19 protein-coding genes are annotated in these 24,820 nt (G+C 42.0%); 2 read left to right on the top strand and 17 right to left on the bottom strand.

Annotated features, from left to right (window positions below; translation table 11 throughout):
* Positions 1 to 38: 38 nt before the first annotated feature.
* Positions 39 to 2,747, bottom strand: coding sequence for a preprotein translocase subunit SecA (secA, locus tag OCI93_RS16175; RefSeq protein ID WP_261594516.1), 2,709 nt, complete (start codon positions 2,745 to 2,747; stop codon positions 39 to 41).
* A gap of 394 nt (positions 2,748 to 3,141) precedes the next feature.
* On the opposite strand from secA, the gene OCI93_RS16170 reads away from it, so the two are divergent.
* Positions 3,142 to 3,642: a DUF721 domain-containing protein gene (locus tag OCI93_RS16170; RefSeq protein ID WP_261594517.1), complete on the top strand. Its 501-nt coding sequence runs from the start codon at positions 3,142 to 3,144 to the stop codon at positions 3,640 to 3,642.
* Positions 3,643 to 3,673: 31 nt separating this feature from the next.
* Here the strand turns inward: OCI93_RS16170 and lpxC are convergent, their stop codons facing one another.
* The 16 genes from lpxC to mraZ all read right to left on the bottom strand — a co-directional run bounded on the left by lpxC (position 3,674) and on the right by mraZ (position 21,357).
* Positions 3,674 to 4,585, bottom strand: a complete 912-nt coding sequence (lpxC, locus tag OCI93_RS16165; RefSeq protein ID WP_261626825.1) for a UDP-3-O-acyl-N-acetylglucosamine deacetylase — start codon at positions 4,583 to 4,585, stop codon at positions 3,674 to 3,676.
* Between the two features lie 85 nt (positions 4,586 to 4,670).
* A complete protein-coding gene (gene ftsZ / locus OCI93_RS16160; RefSeq protein WP_261594519.1) occupies positions 4,671 to 5,915 on the bottom strand; it encodes a cell division protein FtsZ in 1,245 nt (414 codons plus the stop codon).
* Between the two features lie 20 nt (positions 5,916 to 5,935).
* A complete protein-coding gene (gene ftsA / locus OCI93_RS16155; RefSeq protein ID WP_261594520.1) occupies positions 5,936 to 7,168 on the bottom strand; it encodes a cell division protein FtsA in 1,233 nt (410 codons plus the stop codon).
* Entirely contained in the window at positions 7,165 to 7,944 is a 780-nt protein-coding gene (locus tag OCI93_RS16150; RefSeq protein ID WP_261594521.1) for a cell division protein FtsQ/DivIB, read from the bottom strand. The genes ftsA and OCI93_RS16150 overlap by 4 nt, the downstream gene beginning before the upstream one ends.
* Before the next feature lies 1 nt (position 7,945).
* Positions 7,946 to 8,854 carry a D-alanine--D-alanine ligase gene (locus OCI93_RS16145; RefSeq protein WP_261594522.1) on the bottom strand — a complete coding sequence of 303 codons (909 nt, stop codon included), beginning with the start codon at positions 8,852 to 8,854 and terminating at the stop codon, positions 7,946 to 7,948.
* Complete coding sequence (gene murC / locus OCI93_RS16140; RefSeq protein ID WP_261594606.1) at positions 8,851 to 10,260, bottom strand: UDP-N-acetylmuramate--L-alanine ligase; 1,410 nt, start codon at positions 10,258 to 10,260, stop codon at positions 8,851 to 8,853. The genes OCI93_RS16145 and murC overlap by 4 nt, the downstream gene beginning before the upstream one ends.
* A 51-nt stretch (positions 10,261 to 10,311) precedes the next feature.
* Positions 10,312 to 11,382 (bottom strand): undecaprenyldiphospho-muramoylpentapeptide beta-N-acetylglucosaminyltransferase, encoded by a 1,071-nt coding sequence (gene murG / locus OCI93_RS16135; protein ID WP_261594523.1) that lies wholly within the window; start codon positions 11,380 to 11,382, stop codon positions 10,312 to 10,314.
* A complete protein-coding gene (ftsW, locus tag OCI93_RS16130) occupies positions 11,379 to 12,566 on the bottom strand; it encodes a cell division protein FtsW (protein WP_261594524.1) in 1,188 nt (395 codons plus the stop codon). The genes murG and ftsW overlap by 4 nt, the downstream gene beginning before the upstream one ends.
* Positions 12,560 to 13,888, bottom strand: a complete 1,329-nt coding sequence (murD, locus tag OCI93_RS16125; RefSeq protein ID WP_261594525.1) for a UDP-N-acetylmuramoyl-L-alanine--D-glutamate ligase — start codon at positions 13,886 to 13,888, stop codon at positions 12,560 to 12,562. The genes ftsW and murD overlap by 7 nt, the downstream gene beginning before the upstream one ends.
* Positions 13,888 to 14,970 (bottom strand): phospho-N-acetylmuramoyl-pentapeptide-transferase, encoded by a 1,083-nt coding sequence (mraY, locus tag OCI93_RS16120; RefSeq protein ID WP_261594526.1) that lies wholly within the window; start codon positions 14,968 to 14,970, stop codon positions 13,888 to 13,890. The genes murD and mraY overlap by 1 nt, the downstream gene beginning before the upstream one ends.
* Positions 14,964 to 16,355, bottom strand: coding sequence for a UDP-N-acetylmuramoyl-tripeptide--D-alanyl-D-alanine ligase (locus OCI93_RS16115; RefSeq protein ID WP_261626824.1), 1,392 nt, complete (start codon positions 16,353 to 16,355; stop codon positions 14,964 to 14,966). Before OCI93_RS16115 ends, mraY begins: the two co-directional genes overlap by 7 nt.
* Positions 16,352 to 17,818 (bottom strand): UDP-N-acetylmuramoyl-L-alanyl-D-glutamate--2,6-diaminopimelate ligase, encoded by a 1,467-nt coding sequence (locus OCI93_RS16110; protein ID WP_261626823.1) that lies wholly within the window; start codon positions 17,816 to 17,818, stop codon positions 16,352 to 16,354. The genes OCI93_RS16115 and OCI93_RS16110 overlap by 4 nt, the downstream gene beginning before the upstream one ends.
* Positions 17,808 to 19,619 (bottom strand): penicillin-binding transpeptidase domain-containing protein, encoded by a 1,812-nt coding sequence (locus OCI93_RS16105; protein WP_261594529.1) that lies wholly within the window; start codon positions 19,617 to 19,619, stop codon positions 17,808 to 17,810. Before OCI93_RS16105 ends, OCI93_RS16110 begins: the two co-directional genes overlap by 11 nt.
* Positions 19,616 to 19,939, bottom strand: coding sequence for a cell division protein FtsL (gene ftsL / locus OCI93_RS16100; protein ID WP_261594530.1), 324 nt, complete (start codon positions 19,937 to 19,939; stop codon positions 19,616 to 19,618). Before ftsL ends, OCI93_RS16105 begins: the two co-directional genes overlap by 4 nt.
* Complete coding sequence (rsmH, locus tag OCI93_RS16095; protein WP_261594531.1) at positions 19,939 to 20,874, bottom strand: 16S rRNA (cytosine(1402)-N(4))-methyltransferase RsmH; 936 nt, start codon at positions 20,872 to 20,874, stop codon at positions 19,939 to 19,941. The genes ftsL and rsmH overlap by 1 nt, the downstream gene beginning before the upstream one ends.
* Before the next feature lie 24 nt (positions 20,875 to 20,898).
* Positions 20,899 to 21,357: a division/cell wall cluster transcriptional repressor MraZ gene (gene mraZ, locus OCI93_RS16090; RefSeq protein ID WP_261594532.1), complete on the bottom strand. Its 459-nt coding sequence runs from the start codon at positions 21,355 to 21,357 to the stop codon at positions 20,899 to 20,901.
* Between the two features lie 398 nt (positions 21,358 to 21,755).
* On the opposite strand from mraZ, the gene OCI93_RS16085 reads away from it, so the two are divergent.
* Positions 21,756 to 24,818 carry a bifunctional diguanylate cyclase/phosphodiesterase gene (locus tag OCI93_RS16085; RefSeq protein WP_261626822.1) on the top strand — a complete coding sequence of 1,021 codons (3,063 nt, stop codon included), beginning with the start codon at positions 21,756 to 21,758 and terminating at the stop codon, positions 24,816 to 24,818.
* Positions 24,819 to 24,820: the final 2 nt, after the last annotated feature.

The raw sequence follows: 24,820 nt of genomic DNA, 5'->3' as shown, positions 1-24,820 counted from the left end.
CTAAGGCCGCTTTTAAAAATTTATAATTGAGTGTTTACTTACTTTAATTTACCACAACACTGTTTAAACTTTTTACCTGACTTGCAAGGACATGGATCATTGCGTCCAACTTTCTGTTCAGCTCTTGCTGCAACCGCAACGCCTTCAGGCACCTCACCACCAACGTGTTCAGCTTCTGCATGCTGATATTCTTTTGGCATTTGTTCACTGCGGCGGTGTTGTTGCTCTACTTTCTCAACATCTTCTTCAGCACGCACTTGCACCTTACTAAGAATACCAACTACATCTACTTTTAAGTTTTCTAACATTTCTGAGAATAATTCAAACGACTCGCGTTTATATTCTTGCTTAGGATTTTTCTGTGCGTAACCACGTAAATGAATACCTTGACGTAAGTGATCCATTGCAGCTAAGTGATCTTTCCAATGTTGATCTAAGCTTTGTAACATAACCGCTTTCTCAAATTGGCGTAAGACATCAGGACCAACCATCAGCTCTTTTTGCTTGTAAGCAGAATCTAATTCTTCTGAAATACGATCGCGTAGCTTTTCTTCATATAACTTTTCATCATCAGCAAGCCACTGTGCTACTGGTAACTCTATTAAAAAGTCACCTTTAATTCTTTCTTCCAAGCCTGGAATATCCCACATTTCAGCCAAGCTTTGTGGCGCAATGTACTGATCAATGAGGCTGTTAAGTACGTCGCTGCGAATTGCTGTAATGGTTTCTGAAATATCACCTTCGACAAGTAACTCATTACGCTGCTCATAGACTACACGACGTTGGTCATTTGCAACGTCATCATATTCTAACAATTGCTTGCGAATATCAAAGTTTCGCGCCTCAACTTTACGCTGTGCATTTTCAATGGCACGATTAACCCAAGGATGCTCAATCGCTTCCCCTTTTTGCATACCAAGCTTACGCATCATATTAGTCATACGTTCGCCAGCGAAAATACGCATTAAGGCGTCATCCATTGATAAGTAAAAACGGCTCGATCCCGCGTCTCCTTGACGACCAGAGCGACCACGTAACTGATTATCGATACGACGAGATTCATGACGTTCAGTACCAATAATATGTAAACCACCAGCGGCAATAACCTCATCATGTGTTTTTTGCCACTGTGCTTTTATCTGGGCTATTTGTTCATCCGTTGGGTTTTCAATTTTTGCAATGTCAGCCTGCCAGTTACCACCAAGCACGATATCCGTACCACGACCGGCCATATTTGTAGCGATTGTAACTGTACCAGGTAAACCAGCATCAGCAACAATATCTGCTTCTTGAGCATGGAACTTTGCGTTAAGTACATTATGCTTAATTTTTTCTTTTGTTAAGAAATGCGATAAGTATTCAGAACTTTCGATTGAAATAGTACCAACAAGCACTGGTTGACCACGTTTTTGACAATCTCGGATGTCTTCCAAAATTGCGTCAAACTTTTCATCTTGTGTTAAATAAACCAGATCAGCACGATCGTCGCGGATCATTGGCTTATTTGTCGGAATTACAACTGTATCTAAGCCATAGATTGACTGAAACTCAAAAGCCTCTGTATCAGCTGTACCAGTCATACCCGCTAACTTATCGTAGATACGGAAATAGTTTTGGAAAGTAATCGATGCTAACGTTTGGTTTTCATTTTGAATACGTACGCCTTCTTTGGCCTCAACAGCCTGATGTAAGCCCTCAGACCAACGGCGCCCTTCCATTGTACGTCCCGTATGCTCATCAACGATGATAACTTCGTTATCTTTAACGACATAATCCACATCTTTTTGATATAACTTGTGGGCACGTAGTGCAGCATAAGCGTGACTTAAAAGCGTAATGTTACCTGCTGAATATAGCGAATCGCCTTCTTCGATTAAGCCGTGCTCAATCAATAATTCTTCTACTTTCAGTTGACCACGTTCAGTCAAATGGACCTGCTTTGATTTTTCATCGAGTGTGAAATCACCATCACCTTCAATACCTTCTTCATCTTCTTTTTCTTGCAGTTCTAATAGCGGAACTAAGGTATTAACTTTGGTGTATAGCTCAGAGCTATCTTCAGCTGGACCTGAGATGATTAACGGCGTACGAGCTTCATCAATTAAGATCGAGTCTACCTCATCCACAACAGCGTAATACAGTGGACGTTGCACTCTTTCATCTATACTAAACGCCATATTATCGCGCAGATAATCAAAACCAAATTCGTTATTTGTACCGTATGTAATATCAGCCGAATACGCGGCTTTTTTCTGTTGAGGCATCATGCCTGGTACGTTACAGCCAACGCTTAAGCCTAAAAATTCAAACAGCGGACGGTTAGTTTCTGCATCACGCTTTGCTAAATAATCGTTAACTGTAATAACATGAACACCCTTACCTGTAAGGCCATTAAGATATGCAGGTAGAGTCGCAGTTAACGTTTTACCTTCACCTGTACGCATTTCTGATATACGACCTTGGTGCAAAACAACACCACCCACCATTTGTACATCAAAGTGACGCATGTTAAATACACGCTTTGATGCTTCTCGTACCGTTGCAAACGCTTCAGGTAATAAATCGTCTAGGCTTGTACCTTGTTCAAAACGCTGTCTAAATTCAGCTGTTTTTGCTTTTAGCTCATCATCTGAAAGCGCGCCATACTGCGCTTCAAGGGCATTTATTAAAGCGACCGTTTTTCTTATGTTTTTAATAGTGCGGTCGTTGCGACTACCAAAAATCTTGGTAAATAAATTAGCTATCATGTTAAAACCGTTTCGCTCTTGTGATGGCTGACCTACGCCACATCCATATTATTTTTGGCAGGTGAGGTCGCACTGCTTCGCTTTGGCAACAAGTAAAGTTAGTACTTGTTGTATTGCCTAAATTTAAAATTATGCCTTATCATACCAGACTCAGCGACAGTGCAAACCACTGAAGTGAAATCAACCCATTTTTGTGTCAATTTAGTACTGCTATATAATTCAATGGCGTTACCGCTACCCATTTGAGTTAGTTATTAACTGCTTCAATGGTATTTGAGGTTGTTAAGTAAGATGGGTACTAGACTCTATAAATTCAAGGGTATCAATAAAACTTCTGTTGTGCCTTAGAGAGCGTTATACTGCTGACAGCATTACCAACGAGGCTAGGCACGGTATGGCAAAAAGTCGCTATGATCCAAAACAGCTCAATGAACTGATGGGTAAGTGGTCAAATAAGTTAGTTAATTACACCGACAAATCAAAAAAAATGGCTGAACTACAGCAATGTTTAGAAAAAGCCATTGGCCCTATTTTAAGCAAGAAATCTCGGGTTGCTAATTATCGTGATGGTACTTTAGTTATAGAAGCCGCATCTGCTACTTTGGCAACTCGACTCAACTATCTTAAGATGGAAATTTTATCCCAGTTTCGCAAAGCGGGCATGATTGAATGCTCACAAGTTAAAATCACGACTAACCCAGAAGCGCAGCAACGTTTGGCAACTCGCCAAGATAAAGGCAAGTTACAGAACACTCAAACATGTAACCGTGTCATGAGTGAGCAAACAGCGGAACAATTAAAAGAACTTGCGAGCAACGCCCCGCCAAGTTTACAAGCCAAACTGCTCAAACTTGCTGCTCATGCACACAATATAGATAAAAAAAATGACGCATAATGCGTCATTTTTTTTATCTATATTGTGTGCTTCAAGCCGTAGTAACTTCAAGACCTGGTGCTGGCATTGAGACAGGTTCATCGAACGTAGCCCATTCCCATGCTGATTCAGTTGCCATAATCTGACGTAACAACTTATTATTTAAGCCATGGCCTGATTTAAAACATGTGATCTTACCGAGGATATTGTACCCAGCCATAAACATGTCACCCACACAATCTAATATTTTGTGTTTTACAAACTCATCATCATAACGAAGACCATTTGGGTTTAATACTTTATAATCATCAAGCACAACTGCATTGTCCATGCTGCCACCTAAAGCTAAATTATTGGCATGCATGTATTCAATGTCTTTCATAAAGCCAAACGTTCTAGCTCGACTGATTTGCTCTGTAAAACTCTGTGCAGTAATATCCAGCGCAATGCGTTGGCGGCTTTCATTGATAGCAGGGTGATCAAACGCAATTTCAAAATCAATGTGAAATCCATCATAAGGCGTAATTTCTGCCCACTTATCACCGTCTTCAACACGGACTTTTTCTTTGATACGAATAAAGCGTTTAGCAACGTTTTGTTCTTTAATGCCGCCTTTTTGCAATAAATAAATGAATGGTAATGCACTCCCATCCATAATTGGCACTTCTGCACTATCAAGCTCAACAATTAAATTATCGATACCCATAGCTGCGACTGCAGCGATTAAGTGCTCAGTGGTCGAAAGACGAATACCATCTTTATTAGTTAAACACGTACACAGCTGCGTATCTCCAACAGCTTCTGGCGTAGTTTCAAAATTAACGACTGGATCAAGATCCACACGACGAAATACCACTCCGGTGTTTTCGCTCGCTGGTCGGAGAGTGATCGTGACCTTTTCGCCTTTATGAAGCCCTACACCCGTTGCTTTTACAACTTCGGCAATTGTACGTTGTCTAATCATAGCTTCGCCCACTTTTATTACACATAGACGGCGGATTGTATCATAAATACGATCAGCTGCCAATTGTTCAATCTATAATCAGATATTAATCTGATTGCTTACGCAAAAACGCAGGAATATCGAAATAATTTTCTTTTTCTTTATCTGCTTCTTTGCTACCTACTTTACTTGTTTCTGTACTAGCGCTTGGCTTATTACTTGCGGCTGGTTTACTCTTCTGAGATGCTGTTTCCTGAGTACCATCTGTTTGTGGCTGTGTAAAACTAGGAACAAACATACCTGCTGATTGAGTGCTTTCTTGAGCCTCATTACTCGAATCAGACCCTACAACCTTTTTAAAGCCATTATCTACAATACCGAATTGAGGACGGCGCTCACCACCTAAACCAGTTGCAACCACAGTTACACGTAGCTCTTCGCTCATTTCAGGGTCAATAACGGCACCAACAACCACAGTCGCATTCTCTGAAGCTAGTGCTTTAACGTGGTTACCCACTACTTCAAACTCTTCGATAGTGATGTCCATACCTGCTGTAATATTTACCAAAATGCCCTTTGCGCCTGTTAAATCTACATCCTCTAATAAAGGACTTGAAATTGCTGCTTCAGCAGCTTCTTGCGCACGGTCCGGACCTGAAGCCGAAGCGGTACCCATCATTGCTGTTCCCATCGCAGACATCACTGTTCTTACGTCTGCAAAGTCAACATTGATCAAGCCTGAACGAGTAATTAGTTCAGCGATACCTTGTACAGCACCATATAGTACATCGTTAGCCTTAGCGAACGCGTCTAACAGTGTAGTTCCTTTGCCTAAAACTTTAAGTAATTTGTTGTTGGGAATTGTAATAAGTGAATCTACAATTTCTGACAGTTCACCAATCCCTTGATCAGCTGCTGCCATACGCTTCTTACCTTCCAAATCAAATGGACGGGTAACAACAGCCACAGTTAAAATTCCAAGCTCTTTCGCAACACGAGCCACAACAGGCGCAGCACCAGTACCGGTTCCACCGCCCATACCCGCTGCGATAAATACCATATCAGCACCTTCTAAGGCTGATTTGATAGTTTCAATATCTTCTTCAGCGGATTTACGCCCCACATCTGGGTTAGCACCTGCACCCAAGCCTGAAGTAATTTGAGTACCTAGTTGCACAGTTATATCTGCTGATGATTTACGCAGTGCTTGCGCATCGGTATTAGCAGCAACAAAACGTACACCTTCAATTTCTTGTTTCACCATGTGTTCAACGGCATTACCACCACCACCACCCACACCAATGACTTTAATAACAGCTTCTTCGCTGTGTTGTTCCATAATATCAAACATCTTCACTCTCCGACTTGAGCTTAAAACTCACCTTGGAACCATTTTGTAATGCGGCTCCACCAACTTCCTTCCGTCTCTGCTTTGGACTTTTGTGCATTCATCGATTGCAGTGTACGGCCGTATTGTAACAAACCTACCGCTGTTGCATATGCAGGATCGTTAACATAATCTGTTAGGCCCGTTACACCGATGGGTTTACCTATTCTCACAGGCATTTGACAAATATCTTCGGCCACCTCAAGGGCACCGGTCATTTTCCCGCTTCCACCAGTAATAACAAGACCCGCAGCAATTTGATCTTCAAAACCTGAGCGGCGTATTTCTTCAAGCGCCAACTCTAATAACTCTCTGAACCTAGGCTCAACAACTTCAGATAACGTGTGTCGAGACATTAAGCGTGCTGGACGACCACCCACACTAGGTACTTCTATTGTATCTTCATTGCTAGCCATTTGGCTGCTAGCACAGGCATATTGTACTTTTAATGACTCAGCATGAGAGATAGGAGTACGAAATATTTTAGCAATATCACCGGTAACCTGATTACCTGCAACAGGGATTACAGCAGAGTGACGTAATGCGCCATTTAAATAGATAGCAATATCCATCGTCCCTCCACCAATATCAACAACCGCGACACCCAGTTCCTTTTCATCATCCGTGAGTACCGAATAACAAGAAGCCAACGCACTAAACGTTAATTGATCAACTTGAAGCCCGCAGCGTTCAACACACTTCTCTAAATTTTTAGCCATATCATTCGAGCAAGTTATGATATGGGCTTTGGCTTCCATACGAACCCCACTCATACCAAGGGGATTCTTTATCCCCTCTTGCATATCAATGCTGTATTCTTGTGGCAATGAATGGAGCATTTTACGTTCTGCAGAAATTGGTACGGAACGCGCAATATGTATCACGTTAGCAATATCGTCATCACTCACTTCAGCATTGTTAATCGCTACCACGCCGCTTTCGTTCTGGCATTGAATATGCTTACCAGAGATACCTAAATAAACAGAACTAATACGGCAATCCGCCATCAGTTCCGCTTCATCAATCGCACGACGAATAGACTCTGAGACAAGGTTGAGATCATTAACACCACCCTTATCCATACCATAAGAGACTTGGTTGCCCACACCAACTATACTAAGCTGATTATCCGCGGTAATTTCACCAACGGTCGCAACTACTTTTGAAGTACCTACATCCAACCCTATCACTAAATTTCTTTCTGCTGACTTGGTCATGCTTCACTCTTACTTTGTTGTTCTTGTACTTGCGGATATTTCCAGCTAATCGCCAGCCCCGTATCATAACGCAGGTCTATCACATCAATCATGGCACCTTCCGGTGCCTGCATTTTTGGATAAACATCAATAAATCTTTGTACTCGTTTGGCTATACTCTCTCGACCTAAATTAAGCCGCACACCACTATCTAGCCAAAGCTGCCAAGCAAAACGCTCCGATAGCGCCAAGCTTACTAGCTCAAAATTATTCACCAACAGCATGTCTTTAAACTGCAAGAAGGTCTGCCAAGCTTCGCGTTCACTCCCTTCAGGCCCATATAACTGGGGCAACTGTGTACTTAGTTGTTCACTTTGAGCTTGAAAAACATCACCTTGCTTATTGAGCAGTAAATCACTATTCCACACTGCAACAGGTTGATGCTCAACAACATAGACCTGTAATTGATCAGGCCATTGCTTACGCACTGACACATGGGCTACCCAAGGCAGATCTTGTACCTTGTTATGCACAGACTTAACATCAAGTTCAAAGTAGCTACTCAAATCAACTTCTTTAATCGCCGCAATAATATCGACTTCTTTGGTGTAATAAGGTTTACCTAGTACTGTTAATTGCTTTATTTGCGCATCTTTATGCTCTACTAACCAATCACTTACCCAGTATGTACCTTTAATTACACTCAGTATAACCAACATGAAAAAGCTGACACCTAAAATCAACGACCAATTAAGGCGCTGTTTTAGCAGTTTGGCTTTATCAAAAAATGCACGCATTTTAAAGCGTTTGTTCCAAAATGCGAACAACTAGTTGTTCAAAACTTATGCCTTGTGCTTTAGCCGCCATAGGTACTAATGACTTTTGCGTCATCCCTGGAACTGTATTCACTTCAAGCAAATAAAATTGCCCATTATCATCTTGCATCGCATCAACACGACCCCAACCTTTTGCACCCACTAACTCAAAAGCATGCTTAGACATTACTTGTAATTGTGATGCATAAGCATTTGAGATATCAGCAGGACAAAAATATTGTGTACTATTGACTTGATACTTGGCTTCGTAATCATAGAAACCACGTGGCGTTTTCATTTCAATGACTGGCAACGCCTCGCCACCTAGCATTGCAACAGTAAACTCTGGACCCGTGATCCACTGCTCAACCAATACTTGATCATCAAATTTAAAAGCATGAGTGAGCGCTACATTCAACTCTTGTGCATTACTGGCCTGCGCCATACCAATACTAGACCCTTCGTGTGATGGCTTTACCATCACCTTACCAAATTCATTGATAATACTCTGCGCGTCAAAACCAGTATTGGCATCTATCACTGTATAAGCGGCTGTGCTCAACTTGGCCGATTGAAAAAGGCGTTTACAACGTACTTTATCCATTGCTAATGCACTGCCTAATACACCACTGCCAGTGTATGGAATGCCCATATACTCTAAAGCACCCTGTATAGTACCATCCTCTCCGCCTCGACCATGAAGCGCAATAAACACACGCTCAATGGCTAAGTTTTTTAATTCCCACAGGTCTCGCTCGGCGGGATCAAAGGCCAAAGCATCTACGCCAGCCTGAAGCAAAGCATTTAAAACTGCTTCACCAGATTTAAGAGACACTTCTCGCTCAGCAGAGCTGCCACCAAGCAATACTGCTACTTTTCCAAATCGACTCATGCTTCACCTTGCTGTAATTGAGTAACCAACATTTGACTGGCAGCCAATTGTTTAACGATTTGACCTATATTACCTGCACCTTGAGTAATGACGAGGTCATTATCTTGTATTACCTCAGCCAGTATTGCTGATAACTCTTTATGATCAGCAACGTGAATTGGCTCAACACCTCGTTGTCTTAAGCTACGACACAAACTTTTACTATCAGCACCGACAATGGGAGACTCACCAGCACTATAAACATCTAACAAAATCAACTGGTCAACTTCAGCAAGGACTTTCACAAAATCCTCATATAAGTCGCGTGTTCTTGTATAGCGGTGGGGTTGATAAATCATCACTAAACGCTTATCCGCCCACCCAGCACGCACCGCCTGTACAGTAACAGCCACTTCTGATGGGTGATGACCATAATCATCCACTAACATAACGGTGCCACGCTCGTTTGCAAATTCACCATAGTGCTGAAAACGTCGACCAATTCCTTCAAACTGCTCAAGGGCGGCTAAAATAGCACCATTGTCTATGTGATGATCTTTAGCTACAGCAATAGCTGCAGTGGCATTAAGAGCGTTGTGCTTACCAGGCATGTTTAGTTTTACTTCGATTAACTCACCTTTTTTACTAACCACCGAGAACTCACTACTATTGAGTGTCTGTTGAAAGTCTTGCATCCGGTAATCTGCCAGCTCCGACTCCCCATAAGTAATGGTTGGACGTGCAAAGCGTGGGATTAAATCTGCCGCAACTTGTGAGTCAATACACACGACGGCTAAACCATAAAATGGCAGGTTATGAATAAAATCCACGTAGGTGTCTTTCATTTTTTCAAAATCACCTTGGTAAGTATCCATATGATCTGCTTCAATATTGGTGATCACAGATACCATAGGTTGTAAATGCAAAAACGACGCATCACTTTCATCTGCTTCAGCAATAAGCACATCACTGGTGCCTAATTTTGCGTTAGTGCCAGCACTATTTAATAACCCGCCAATAACAAAAGTAGGGTCTAATTTTGCCTGAGCAAAAATACTGGCTATTAAACTTGTGGTAGTGGTTTTGCCATGTGTACCCGCAATGGCAATACCATGACGAAAACGCATTAACTCAGCCAACATTTCTGCACGGCGCACAATTGGAATACGCGCTGCCTTAGCAGCGATAATTTCAGGGTTTTGCTCATCAATTGCGCTCGATACAACGACCACATTGGCATCTTTAATATTATTCTCATGATGCCCAATAAAAACCTCAGCACCCGCTTTCAATAACCGCTCAGTCATGGCATTTTGAGCAATATCAGATCCCGTGATCCGATACCCCTCATAAGCCAATACTTCTGCTATGCCGCCCATACCAGCACCACCAATACCAATAAAGTGTATGGTGTTAATTCTTCTCATAGCCCGACGATTAGTGATTTCTTTCACGCGTTACTCTTTTATATCTAAAATTCAAATGGGCGAACTTAGTTGTTCGCATACTTTCGCCACGCAAGACGTAGCATCTAACTTTGCTTGTTGCTTTGCACGTATTGCAAGCTGCTCAATCATCTCTGGCTGGTGCACATAAGGAAACAGCAATTCACAGAGTGTTTGTTCATTAAACTGACTTTGAGGCAACAACAATGCAGCATCATTATTCACCAAATAACCCGCATTAGCCGTTTGATGATCATCAACCGCATGTGGATAAGGGACAAAGAGCGCCATTTTACCCGCAGCCGCAATTTCGCTCACTGTTAGCGCACCTGCACGACAGATAACAATATCAGCCCAATCATAAGCACTATCCATATCATCTATAAACTCAAAGACTGACGCTGCGACACCTGCAGATTTATAGCAGTCGATCAGTTCAGCTTTGTGCCCTTTACCACTTTGATGGCGTATAGCAATCGGCAATGATGCTGTTTGACTCAGTTTTGCAAATGCAGCGGGTAATATATCGTTTAACACCTTGGCACCTAACGAGCCACCGACCACCAAGCAATTTAACTGCTTAGCAACCTTTTTTGGTGTAAGAGTTGCTACCGAGTGACGTACAGGGTTACCAACAACTTGTACTTCGTTACTTGCAAATGCACTTGGAAATGCAGCTAACACTTTATTGGCTATGTTGGCTAATAACTTATTACTTAAGCCTGCCACCGCATTTTGTTCATGAATTACCAAAGGAATACCGGTTAGTTTTGCCGCAACTCCCACAGGGCCTGTTACATACCCGCCCATCGCTAACACCACATTAGGGCGGCGATATTTAATCACACTTCTGGCGGCCAGAATTGCTTTAAGCACCATAAATGGTGCTTTGAGTAAACGTTTGATGCCATTGCCACGTACACCTTGAACATTAATAAAATCAATCTCAAAACCATGCTTAGGTACAACCTGCGCTTCCATTCTATCCGCAGTGCCAACCCAAGATACTTCCCAACCTTGTGACTTAAGCTCGTTTGCGACTGCAATACCTGGAAAAATGTGCCCGCCCGTGCCTCCTGCCACAACCATAAGACGTTTAGTCATCGCCGACCTCCACGAGCACCACTTCTTGAGGTTGCTTGTTTGGTTGCCATTTTAGTTTCAAAATCCACTCGCTGTAATACACCCGCAGCAACTATCATCACCAATAAACTTGACCCACCATATGACACAAAGGGTAACGTTAATCCTTTTGTTGGCAAAATACCTGCACTTGCACCTATATTCACCATGGTCTGAAAAGCAAACCAAATACCAATGGCAAGTGCAAAATAACCTTCATACTCCAAAGCGCTCTTCAATGCTCTTTGCCCAATTAACAAAGCTCTAAAAACCAAAGTTGCGAGCAGCATAATAATGCTTACTACGCCAACAAACCCTAGTTCTTCAGCAACCACCGCAAAAATAAAATCATTATGTGCCTCAGGTAAATACTGCAATTTTTGCACGCTATTACCTAATCCTTGCCCAAACCAACCACCTTGACCATAAGCCATTAATGATTGCACCAATTGATAACCTTTACCGAATGGATCGTCCCATGGCTCCAAAAAACCAATTACCCGAGCCATACGATAGGGTTCAAAAATGATAAGCAAAACCACTAACAAAATACCGGTTAGAATTAACGCAAAAAACTGCCATAGCTTGGCACCTGCCAAAAAAAGTAAACCCACTGTGGTTACAAACATCACTACCACAGTACCTAAATCAGGCTGCATCAAGATTAAAAACGCATATACAGCAAATACAGCAATAGGCTTGGCAAAACCTTTTAAGTTCTCCTGAACTTCTTCTCGCTTGCGAACAAGGTAACCTGCGATATAACTAAAGAAAAATAGTTTGGCTAATTCCGCAGCCTGAATCCCCACCGGCCCCACAGGTATCCATCGCTTAGACCCATTTACTTCACGACCAATCAGCAATACCAACACTAAAAGTGCTAAACCAAACAGTAACAAATAAGGGTTGCAGCGCTTCCACCATACCATCGGCGCACTGGTGGTTATCCAAAACAATACAAAGCCCATACACAAAAATGCGCCATGTCGAATAGTAATATGATAAGGATTATTAAATAATCTTTCTGCAACTGGCATTGATGCACTGGTCACCATCACAAATCCCACCCCCAGCAAACACAACATAGCGTAAAGCAAAGGCACATCATATAATGCGTTTGACTGTTTAAAGTTGAAATCCAGCCGCAGCTGTGGCAATGCTACCATTTTGTTATTTCACCCACTAACCGGCAAAACTCCTCACCTCTAACCATATAGTTAGGGTACATATCAATACTGGCGCAAGCAGGTGCCAATAAAATACAATCGCCATTACTTGCTATTGCTTGAGCTTGCTTTACCGCTTCTTCCAATGTTGCCACTAGATGGCTATAACGATGTAAAGACAAAAATAAAGAGCCATCTTTGCCAAAGCCATAAATAGCCTTGCAGTGCTTTTTCATCGGCTCTGTAAGCGGACTTAAATCAGCACCTTTTGCATCTCCACCAACAATTAAAATAATCTTGCCATGCTCGGCTTCTAAACTTTCCAATGCAGCAACTGTCGCACCCACATTAGTTGCCTTAGAGTCATTGAAGTATTTAATACCTTGAACATCTGCAACTAATTGACAACGATGCGCCAGTCCTTTGAATTGAGCGAAAGCACGTTCAAATGCACTGGCTGGCAATGAAATTGGTGCCAGCAATGCCATAACAGCTAAAGCATTAAATTGATTATGTTTACCCTGTAAAGCCATACATGAAACAGGTAACAGCAGTTGACCATGCACAGAAAAATAATACTCCCCCCGGTGCTTAGCTACTTGATAATCGCCACCGCTTAACCCAACACTGACCCCTTGCTGAGCACTGTTGAACGTATTCTTATCTGCAGCGTTATAAACTAAATGCTCGGTATGCTTATAAATACGTTGTTTTGCCGCACAATACGCAGCAAAATCGGGATAACGATCCATATGATCTTCAGTGATATTCAAGATCATTGCACTAGTGCAGTAAAGGCTATGCGTGGTTTCCAACTGAAAACTAGAAAGCTCTAGCACAAACACATCATAGTCTTGATGAAGTAAATCCAAAGCCGCAGTACCAATATTTCCGCCCAAGCCTACTTTCATACCTGCTTGTGTGAGAACTTGGGCCGCTAATGTCACCACGGTTGACTTACCATTTGAGCCTGTTACTGCAATTACAGGCTTATCATTGAGACGGGCAAATAGTTCAATATCACCAATAACTTCAACACCATCGGAAATTGCACTTGCCACTGTTGCTTCATATAAAGCAATGCCTGGGCTGATGATAATCATATCTGTACTAGATAAACTTGCTTGTGCTAATGGACCAAACACTGCCTCGCATTCGGGCGCATTCTCAGCTAGCCAATGCGCACCTGGCGGCACAGGACGACTATCCACAATACGCGGTAAGATATTATGCGATAGCAAAAAACGTACAATGCCCAAACCCGTTACACCGAGCCCGAGCACTGTAATGTTTTTATTTTTTAGTACGTTTAAATACTGCATTATCTAATCTTCAACGTTGCCAATCCAGCTAAAACCAAAACAATAGAAATTATCCAAAAACGTACAATAACTCGAGGTTCAGGCCAGCCTTTGAGCTCATAATGATGGTGAATAGGTGCCATACGGAAAATACGTTGACCACGTAATTTATAAGAACCGACCTGCAAAATAACGGATAAGGCTTCCATCACAAATACCCCCCCCATTATCAATAATACCAACTCTTGGCGTACCAAAATTGCAATAATCCCTAGCGCGCCACCTAATGCTAATGAACCAACATCTCCCATAAATACTTGTGCTGGATAAGTGTTAAACCATAAGAACCCTAAACCTGCACCCACTATCGCGGTACATACAACAACCAGCTCACTGGCCAATGGTATATGTGGAATGTGGAGATAATTAGAAAAATTCACATTACCAGTTAAATAAGCAATAATGGCCAACGCAGAAGCAACCAAAATCGTTGGCACTATCGCTAAGCCATCGAGTCCATCGGTTAAATTTACTGCATTTGAGGTACCAACAATCACGAAGTAACACATAACCAAATAAAACAGCCCTAACTGGGGCATCACCTCTTTCAAAAATGGTACAACCAGAGTTGTTTCAGCTGCTGAGTTAGACGTAAAGTACATAAAACTTGCGACAGATATGGCGATCACCGACTGCCAGAAATACTTCCATCTTGCAATTAAGCCTTTACTGTCTTTGCGAATAACCTTACGATAATCATCTACAAAGCCAACAACGCCAAGACTACCTATCACAAATAGCGTGACCCAAACGTATTTATTATCTAAGTCTCCCCACATTAGCGTACTGGTAAAAATCGACGCTAAGATCAATAACCCCCCCATCGTTGGGGTACCTGACTTTGACAAATGTGATTGGGGTCCATCATCACGTACAGTTTGACCAATCTGCATTTTTTGTAATGCGCGAATTAACTTAGGGCCAAAATACAACGAGATAAATAACGCAGTTAGGATCCCAAAAATAGCGCGCAAAGTAAGGTAAGAAAAAACGTTAAAGCCACTATAATATTGAGTTAGATACTCTGCTAACCAAACTAACATTTTGAGGCCTCATCAGTGCTTAAGTTCTGGCAACTGCTTATTAAATCTTTGACTAATAATTCCATGCGTGCGCTGCGAGAACCTTTAATTAACACAGTACAGACCCCGTCATGTTCATTTATTTTGTTTTTCAGTGCATTTAACAAATGCTCTCGAGTCGAAAAATGCCGCTCCGGCTGAGAGAACACTTCACTACTATGGCGACTTAAAACGCCTAAAGAAAATAAAGCATCGATACCTTTGTATTGTGCATATTCTCCCACGTCTTGATGATATTCGCGGGCTTGTTCACCAAGCTCTCCCATATCACCAAGCGCTAAAATACGATAACCTGGCATGTTCATTAACATGTCTATACCCGCTTTAACAGAACGTACATTCGCATTATAAGTATCATCAATGACATTAAGGTTGGGCCCTGCTTTAATAAGGTTAACCCGGCCTTTAACAGGTGCCATATTTTCTAGACCAGCAGCAACATCACTGAGTGAAGCACCCAACTCGCAAGTTAAAGCAGCAGCAATTACCGCGTTAGTCACATTATGTTCGCCGGGTAATGCAAGTTGTACTGGTACTTTTTCTTCTTTAGTACACAGCATAAAGCTTGCATGTGCCGTATCGCTTAAAAGCACATCTTCAGCCCACACATCAAGCTGTTTGTTACTTGAAAAGCACTTGGTTTTCACATAGCTAAGATCATTTCGCCACATATCGACAAATTCACAGTCGCAGTTCAAAACCGCCACGCCACCAGTTTTTAATCCTGAAAATATCTCACCTTTAGCTTGTCCAACACCTTCGATTGAACCAAATCCTTCAATATGTGCTGGTGCTACATTACAAACCACAGCTACATCAGGACTAGTTAATGCAGTCGTGTAAGCAATTTCGCCAATATGATTAGCGCCAAGTTCAATAACAGCAAATTCATCATCTTCTTTTAAACGTAGCAAAGTGAGAGGCACACCAATATCGTTATTAAAATTACCCTTAGTAGCCAAAACCTTGCCTTTATTTGCTAAAATAGCAGCGCACATTTCTTTGACTGTAGTTTTGCCAACACTACCTGTAATCGCAATGGTTTTTGGTGCAACTTTATGTATTACTGCTTTACCCAGTTGCCCCAATGCTAAACGCGTATCTTTAACCACAAGTTGTGTAATATCACATGCTACTGGTGTATCAACAATAGCCGCTATCGCCCCTTTTTCTTTGGCTTGTTCCACAAACTGATGACCATCAAAATTTGGTCCGCGTAACGCCAAAAACACCTCATTATTTGTAATTGTTCTGGTATCTGTATTGACATTAGCTATCGACAAATTTTCTCCAGTTAATGGAGTATCAAGTACCGCAGCAAGCCAAGCTAAATCTACTTTTATCATGCATTTACCTCATGCAAAATGGCTTCCACATAACGCCTATCACAAAACTCTAAGCGCTCACTTCCAATTATTTGGTAATTCTCATGCCCTTTACCAGCAATCAACACCACACCATTTTTTGGTGCTAACTCAATTGCATAGCGAATAGCTTCTGCCCTATCAATTTTGCACACAGCATACTCAGGCTTGCTGAGTCCAGCCTTAACGTCATCAATAATACTTTGAGGGTCTTCACTGCGAGGGTTATCACTGGTGATCACTAATTTATCCGCATTACGCTCTGCAACTTGCGCCATTAAAGGGCGCTTTCCTTTGTCTCTATCGCCACCGCAACCAAATACACACACCACATTACCAGGTACATGCTGTTGCAGTGCTTTTAAGGCCAGCTCTAATGCTTCGGGCGTATGCGCATAATCAACAATACAGGTTGGTTTATTTTTCACACTCAGTGGCTGCATTCTTCCTGCAACGGGTTCTAATTGTCCAGCAGCACTTAATAACTGCTCAAATCTATACCCTTGCGTTAGCAACGTGGTAATTGCGGCGACAAGATTATAAACATTAAACTGCCCGTAAAGCGCAGCGCTTACCCTTCCGCTTCCCCAACTACTGGTAATTGAAAAGGCAACCCCTTGCTTATTAAACGTAACATCTTCAAACCAGACATACTGCTGATAAGAGTCTTGCAAAGGCTTTTTACCATATACAACAACATGTTTGAACTGATGCTCACGTAACCATTGCTGTGCGTATGCATCATTTATATTTAAAACACTAAAGTGTGGTTTATGCTTTTGAAAAAGTGCTAATTTTGCTTGCGCGTAACGCTGCATATCACCATGATAATCTAAGTGATCTCGCGATAAGTTCGTAAATACCGCAACGTCAAACTCGGTTTCATCTAAGCGCCCTTGCACTAGCCCATGAGAAGAAACTTCCATAGCTACGAGCTCATTATCTTCACTCAGCTGGGATAAAATACGTTGTAAATCAACATTTGATGGCGTGGTATTGGCAAGTTCGGTTAACTGCTCAGGTTGTCCAAACCCTAACGTACCAATCACTGCTGAAGGCGTACCACACAACTGTGCTAGATTGGCAATCATGGTGGTCGTCGTTGATTTGCCATTGGTACCAGTAACCCCAACGCTACAAAGCTTTTGACTTGGCTGCTGATAAAAGTGCGCAGCTATTTTTGCAATATTTTTGCTTAGTTTGGGCACGGGAATAAATGCATCACGGGTGGCGGCCAGTTCGCTATCAGCGTCAATTAAAACACATTGGGCACCTTGTTCTAGTGCTGATATTGCAAAATCTTCACCGTTTAATTGGTGGCCTCTTAATGCAACAAATGCATCACCCGTTTGTAACTGCCGGCTGTCTAAACGCAAGTCACTCACCATCACAGGCAAGCACTGTACGTCAAAATCTTTAAGCACCAGACTGATGTCACGACTCATTGCTTAACTCCGATATATAGGCAACCCTACCTTTATCTGGTGCAACATTTAAAATACGCAATGCATTTGACATGATCTCTGCAAATGCAGGCCCTGAAGTATGACCTCCATAATACACATCTCCACCAGGTTCATTAACCATTACCACTACTGCCAAACGAGGGTCACTTACTGGTGCCACCCCCGCAAAATACCCTACATACTCATCACCATAACCACCTGCGATGGCTTTTTCAGAAGTACCCGTTTTGCCTGCAGCGCGATACCCATCTACTTTGATATTGGATGCAGTTCCTCCTTTTTCAAATACCGATTCCATCATTTCTACTACAGCGTGTACATCGTCTTGCTCAAAAATACGCTCACCTGGGGGCGGAGCTTTTTGTTTTAAAATAGTTAAAGGACGCAATACACCGCCAGAGCCGAATAACGAATATAAACGTGCAATTTGCGCCGTGCTTGCTGCTACCGAATAACCATAAGCTAGAGTAGCAATTTCAAAATCTGACCAGCGACGATTTGGATAAAATAAACCACTACTTTCACCAACCATCATAGTGCCTGTATCTTCTCCAAATCCAACCTTTTGATATAAGCCAACCATATAATCTTTTGGCAGCATTTGGCTTATTTTAGCAACCCCCATGTTGCTAGAGATTTTTAAAATTTCACGTAACGTCATTTCACCATGGTTACGCGTATCTTCCACAAGGGAGCCGCCTAGACGCATCCACCCTGGGTGAGTATTTACCGTATCACTGCTCTCAATTGCACCATAATCAAGGCCTGCTAATACAGCCAATGGCTTTAGCGTTGAACCCGGTTCAAAAAGGTCTGTAATGGCGCGGTTACGACGCTTATAAGGTGCAGCATCACGCATATCATTAGGGTTAAAACTGGGGCTGTTTACCATTGCCAAGACTTCACCAGTTTTAACATCAACCACCATGGCAGACCCTGATGTGGCTTTATAACTTAATACAGCACTTTTTAAAGCACGATAAGCAATCGCTTGAATACGCAAATCAATACTTAATTCAATGTTTTCAGGCTCTACACGTTGTTCTTCTGAAAGCACTTGAATTTCACGCCCTCGAGCATCTTTTCGCACCGTGCGTCTACCTTCAGCGCCAGTCAGTGCAGTTTCAAATAAACGTTCAATGCCTTCGATACCTTTACCATCAATATCGGTAAATCCTAGAATGTGCGCAGTTACCTCGCCACTTGGGTAAAAACGCTTTGACTCATCTAGCAAATGAATACCGGGCAGGCGAAGTTGACTAATATAGTTGGCAACTGCCGGAGTCACTTGGCGCTTGAGATATATAAAGCGTCTGCTTGGGTCGTTACGCAAGCGACTATCAACTTCGTCATTTTTGATTTGTAGAACATCAGCCAGCTCTCGCCAACGTAGCTCACTGGTATACCAAGCTTGCTTACGTCGAGCCATCTCAGCTTCATTTTCAGCTATTGCTTTATAGTCTTCACCCTTTTTACGTGCCTCTTTTAGCACTTTTTTAGCAATCGACTTATCAAGTGCTTTTGGGTCTGCATATACACTGACTACGGGCACACTTACCGCAAGTTCTTTACCATTGCGGTCAAATATCATGCCTCGCTGTACTTTTAGCTTTTCTACTCGCACAGTCCGTTTAGCATTTTCAGCTCGCGCTTTATCAGGCTCAATAACCTGTAAATAAGCAGCACGCGCTACTAAGGTTAAAAATACCAAAACCATCAAAACGCATACCAAAACAAAACGCCAAGTGATAAGACTAGTGACTGCTTTTGACTTATTCACTGTAGCACCATCACTTGTTCATCTTTACTGGTTGGGCGTTGCATATTCAGTTGCGTCTTCGCTATCTCTTCTATTCGCGCATGTTGTGAGTAAAACTCTTCTTCCACCAACAAATAGCGCCATTGTAAGTCGAGTTCATCTCGCTGTTGCAATAATTCATCTTGTGCTATTAATTGCTCTCTGGTGAGGTGAGTGACCTGTACAACAGCCAAGGCAGTGACAAAAATCGACAGCAGTAAAAACAGAGTGAATTTGTGTGCAAACAAACCCTGAATAATTTCAACAAATAGTTTTGGCTGTCGATCTGTGTTTTTACTCATTACAGTTTTTGCGCCACCCTTAATACTGAGCTTCTAGCTCTTGGGTTCATTGCAACTTCTTCTACGCTTGGTTTAATAGCTTTGCCCACTGCCTTTAACGTCAGGTTTTGTTTAAGTTGTGCATCCGTTAAAGGCAGACCTCTGGGCACCGCTTCTCCCTTACTCTGCTTCTTAATAAACTGTTTTACGATCCGATCCTCTAAAGAGTGAAACGAAATCACCACTAAACGCCCGCCCGGCTTGAGTACTTCTATCGACGCTTGTAGCGCAGTTTGAATTTCTTCCAGCTCACTATTAATATAAATTCGAATGGCTTGGAAAGTGCGTGTGGCTGGGTGTTTATGCTTATCTTTTACTGGTACGGCTTCGTCAACCAGCTCTGCTAACTGCTTAGTTGTTGTGATAGGTGTGTGCTCACGTGTTTCAAGAATTTTGTGTGCGATACGACGGCCAAACTTTTCTTCACCGTATTTTTTGATAACAAAGGTAATATCTTCTAAATCAGCCTCAGCCAACCATTGGGCAGCACTGCGACCTGCCGTTGGGTTCATTCGCATATCAAGCGGTCCGTCGTTCATAAAACTAAAACCACGTTGAGCGTCATCCAACTGCGGTGACGAAACACCTATATCTAATAAGATGCCATCTACTTTACCAAGCAAACCAGCTTGCAGAGCAACTTCTTTAATATTTGAAAAACGTGAATGAGCTATCGCAAAACGGGTATCATCAGCAAATTTTTTTGCTGCCTCAATGGCTTGAGGATCTTGGTCAATTGCTTGTAGCTGGCCTTGCGAGTCTAAACGTGACAAAATCTGCCCCGAATGACCGCCTCTGCCAAATGTGCCATCTATGTATATGCCTTGTGGGTTAATAGCGAGTGCGTCTAACGTTTCTGCCATCAACACCGACACATGTTGAAATTGCGCCGTCATGCTCAAATTTTGCCTTACTTTCAATTACAGCGAGAAATTATCGAGCTCTGGAGACGCTTCAAACTCACCACCACGTTCAAGTTCAGTGTCAAGTTGCATCTGTTGATGCCAGCGATCTTCGTCCCAGATCTCAAACTTATTTAACAGCCCAACCAGCATAACCTTCTTGCTCAATCCAGCATGGGTGCGCAATGAAGGTGCTAATAAAATACGACCATTTTTGTCTAGTTGATATTCAGTAGCGTGACCCAGTAACATACGCTGCAAACGCCTTGCTCTGGGGTTCATATTGGATAGTTTTTGTAAGCGAGCTTCGATTTCATACCATTCGCTCATGGGATAAAGCCATAGACATGGTTCATTAATAGCAATAGTGCAGATCAGTGCGCCCTGCTCTTCAGACAGCAGCTGTTGTCGGTACTTAGTTGGTACCGCAAAACGACCTTTGTCATCTAAGCTCAATGAGCTTGCACCTTTGAACATTAAAAAACCAACCTCAACCTCGCTTAGCGTTCAAGATCCAATTTGATCCACTAAAAACCACTTTTTACCACGATAGTACAGTTTAGGGCTTGACAGCACTTTATGTCAAGCAAATATGAGCTTTGCTATTGCTTTTGAGGCCAGAAAAAATGCGGGTTTAGTGAAAGTGTATGAATTAGGTGGAAAAAAGTGGGAACTATTGAAATCCACGACTTCCTAACAGAAAAATTACAGTATTTTATCAGCAGGAAAATAATAAATTTTATTTTTGACTACTTAAAACGCATAGATCGTGTGCACCGAAATGGTGTAAATATTTAATAAAAAACGCCTAATTACTTGGCGCATAGAGTCACAGTTTAGTATTATACAAGATCGTTTTACTGGTACTTCTAGGTGTGATTATTTCTAATTTATCAATACCGCAACGCTTCTATCGTTTGCTGTTTCTTATTTGTGTTCCTGGCCTTCTAGTGATATTTGCACAACTATTAGATGAACGAGCCGAAATATTAGAGCAAAGCGAGCATCATGCCCTGCTACTGGCAAAGCATATCGTAGCAGTACAAAGTACTGAAATTACTGATACGAAGGCGTTGTTAACCCAGCTTGCTAACCATGAAAGTGTACGCAACCTCACCTATGGTCAGTGTCCAGAGTTACTCTCACATGCACGGTTATTGTCCGCCAATATTGCCAATATTGGCATTGTCGCACCCAATGGTGACGTCATCTGTTCTTTGCAAACAAGTACTCGTGCTATCAACATCACTGATCGAGAGTACTTTCAAAAAGCTTTGTCATTGGAGCAATTTACCATTGGCCAGTTCCAACAAGACCGCTCAGTAAACCAAGCAACCGTTAATTTTGCAATGCCCGTATTTGATGATAATAATGCGATTCTCTCAATCTTAGTTGCAGTAAAACCTCTAGACAGATGGAGTCACACCTTGGCCAAATTACCCCTGCCACAAGGTAGTCAAGTGATGTTAAGTGACGTCAATCAAAACATCATTGCGCAATCACCATTTAACCCAGCATTATTAGGTACGCCAAGCAATGCCAGTTGGCCAACTTTAGCGTCAAATCAAACACATATATTAAATGATGACAATGGGCATCGTCGTATCTACTTTACGCTCCCTCTAGCTATCAGTGATACTCAAAACTCTTTAGACGTCCATGTTTCGTTGCCTTTTGAACAAGCAATTACACAAGCAAATAAAGAAGTTGCCATTACTTTATTATTATTTGTATTGGCTATTGCTTTATTAATTTGGCAAGCACATTGGCGCTTACAGCGAGTCATTCTAAAACCGCTGAAAAACTTGCTCAATGCCATTGAAAGCCTATCTCAAGGGCAGCCTGTACGTTGGTCTCAAAAATCACAAACCCCAGAATTTAATGCTATCGCTTTACGGTTTGAACAAATGGCAAATATTCGCTTGAGTATTGAGTCAGCCCTCTCTCATAAACATGCTGAGCTAAGTGCCTTATTAGCATCACTACCAGATAGCTATCTAAGATTAGATAAGCAAGGTAATATTTTGATGCGCCATGGAGAATTTGCAAAACGCGCCTCTGTATTAGCGCACATTTTCCCAGAGCATATTTATCAACGCTTACTCAAGCACCTTGCAGAGCTTAGTGCTCATTCACATTGTCAGTTGGAATTTTCAATTGTTGAGAATAACAAACGTCACGTTTTTGAGTGCCGTTTAAGCCCAATCCTCGACCATGCACAAGCAATTTTAGTCGTTCGTGATATCAGTCAACGCAAGAAACAAGAAGAAGCCATCAACCTTGCAGCTTTGGTCTATAACAATAGTAGTGAAGGAATGGTGATCACGGATGCCAATGGCTACATTCTAGATACTAACCCTGCATTTAGTCATGTTACTGGTTACAAACGTTCTGAAGTCGTAGGTAAGACCACCGCAGTGTTAGGGTCAGGCAAACATGAACAGTCATTTTATACCAATATGTGGCAACAACTAGAAAATCACGGTAAATGGCAAGGCGAAATAGTTAACCGCCGAAAAAATGGCGAACTATTTACTGAATGGCTAACCATTAATAGCGTTTACGACAGTAATGCTGAGCCCTATCGCCGCGTTGCTATATTTACTGATATTACCGAAAAAAAGCAGCAAGATGAGTTGATTTGGCGTCAAGCTCACTATGATCAGCTCACAGAGCTGGCCAATCGCACTCAGCTAAAACGTCATTTAAAAAGCCGATTGAACCAAGGAAAACAACAGCTAGCTATTTTATTGCTCGACTTAGATCACTTTAAAGACATCAACGATACCCTTGGCCATTTTTATGGTGACCAACTGCTAACTGAAGTTGCCAACCGACTTAACCTGCTCAGTCCACTTTGCAGTTTGGTTTCTCGAATAGGTGGCGACGAGTTTGTACTTGTAACTCACTATCTAGGAAATGACAACACACTGATAGAGTTGGCTGATAAAGTACTTAAGCAATTACAACCAAAAATAAATATTGGTAATGAATCATTTCATATCAGCGCCAGTATCGGAATTGCACGCTCTCCTGGAGATGGTACCAGTAGTGAACACTTGCTAAAAGCGGCAGACCAAGCCATGTATCAAGCAAAACAACAAGGGCGCAGCGGTTATGCTTTTTTCAGTAATGAAATGCGCGAACATGCAGAAAGCCGTATGCGACTACTCAAAGATTTGCGCATTGCGCAGCAAGAGCAACAGTTTTGTCTGTTTTATCAGCCCATCGTTGATTTAAAAACTCAAAAAATATGTAAAGCAGAAGCATTAATACGTTGGCAACATCCGCAAAAAGGGCTTATCCGCCCCGATAGCTTTATTCCTCTTGCAGAAGAAACTCAGCTCATAAACAAAATGGGGGAGTTTATATTCACAACTGCTTGCAATACGTTAACTAAAGTACAAGCGACGGGTAAACAGCTTCAATTGAGCATTAATGTCTCTCCGGTGCAATTTACATCTAAAATATGCCATTTAAGTAAATGGTATAAGCAATTACAAGCGCTTGATTTGCAAGCACAAGATATTGTTATTGAGATTACCGAAGGATTAGTGATGAATGCCCAGCCGCGTACTCAAAAGCGCTTAAATGCACTTACTGCGCAAGGGTTTTCTCTAGCATTAGATGACTTTGGTACCGGTTATTCGTCATTAGCGTATCTTAAACAAATGGATACCGACTATATTAAAATTGATAAGCGCTTTGTAGATGGCATTGCAGATAGTAAAGACGACCTTGCGCTCTGTGAAGCTATGATCATGATGGCACATCAACTTGGCATATTAGTTATTGCAGAGGGGATCGAAACGTATGAGCAGCATCAGCTTTTACTATCAGCTGGCTGCGATTTTGGCCAAGGCTATTATTATGCTAAACCAATGCCTGAAGATGCCTTACTCGCCTTCATATCTGATAATGAGAAACTAAAGTCATAATG

It is taken from the genome of Pseudoalteromonas holothuriae, assembly GCF_945859825.1.
GTDB lineage: Bacteria > Pseudomonadota > Gammaproteobacteria > Enterobacterales > Alteromonadaceae > Pseudoalteromonas > Pseudoalteromonas holothuriae.
This window is presented reverse-complemented; position numbering and strand designations above follow the sequence as displayed.

Bases quoted from the DNA above. Each gene is read 5' to 3' on its own strand.
- secA (WP_261594516.1), bottom strand. From the start codon at position 2,747: ATGATAGCTAATTTATTTACCAAGATTTTTGGTAGTCGCAACGACCGC.
- OCI93_RS16110 (WP_261626823.1), bottom strand. From the start codon at position 17,818: ATGAGTCGTGACATCAGTCTGGTGCTTAAAGATTTTGACGTACAGTGC.
- ftsA (WP_261594520.1), bottom strand. From the start codon at position 7,168: ATGACCAAGTCAGCAGAAAGAAATTTAGTGATAGGGTTGGATGTAGGT.
- OCI93_RS16170 (WP_261594517.1), top strand. From the start codon at position 3,142: ATGGCAAAAAGTCGCTATGATCCAAAACAGCTCAATGAACTGATGGGT.
- lpxC (WP_261626825.1), bottom strand. From the start codon at position 4,585: ATGATTAGACAACGTACAATTGCCGAAGTTGTAAAAGCAACGGGTGTA.
- mraZ (WP_261594532.1), bottom strand. From the start codon at position 21,357: ATGTTCAAAGGTGCAAGCTCATTGAGCTTAGATGACAAAGGTCGTTTT.
- rsmH (WP_261594531.1), bottom strand. From the start codon at position 20,874: ATGACGGCGCAATTTCAACATGTGTCGGTGTTGATGGCAGAAACGTTA.
- OCI93_RS16145 (WP_261594522.1), bottom strand. From the start codon at position 8,854: ATGAGTCGATTTGGAAAAGTAGCAGTATTGCTTGGTGGCAGCTCTGCT.
- ftsL (WP_261594530.1), bottom strand. From the start codon at position 19,939: ATGAGTAAAAACACAGATCGACAGCCAAAACTATTTGTTGAAATTATT.
- ftsW (WP_261594524.1), bottom strand. From the start codon at position 12,566: ATGGTAGCATTGCCACAGCTGCGGCTGGATTTCAACTTTAAACAGTCA.
- OCI93_RS16150 (WP_261594521.1), bottom strand. From the start codon at position 7,944: ATGCGTGCATTTTTTGATAAAGCCAAACTGCTAAAACAGCGCCTTAAT.
- mraY (WP_261594526.1), bottom strand. From the start codon at position 14,970: ATGTTAGTTTGGTTAGCAGAGTATCTAACTCAATATTATAGTGGCTTT.
- murG (WP_261594523.1), bottom strand. From the start codon at position 11,382: ATGACTAAACGTCTTATGGTTGTGGCAGGAGGCACGGGCGGGCACATT.
- OCI93_RS16115 (WP_261626824.1), bottom strand. From the start codon at position 16,355: ATGATAAAAGTAGATTTAGCTTGGCTTGCTGCGGTACTTGATACTCCA.
- murC (WP_261594606.1), bottom strand. From the start codon at position 10,260: ATGAGAAGAATTAACACCATACACTTTATTGGTATTGGTGGTGCTGGT.
- murD (WP_261594525.1), bottom strand. From the start codon at position 13,888: ATGCAGTATTTAAACGTACTAAAAAATAAAAACATTACAGTGCTCGGG.
- ftsZ (WP_261594519.1), bottom strand. From the start codon at position 5,915: ATGTTTGATATTATGGAACAACACAGCGAAGAAGCTGTTATTAAAGTC.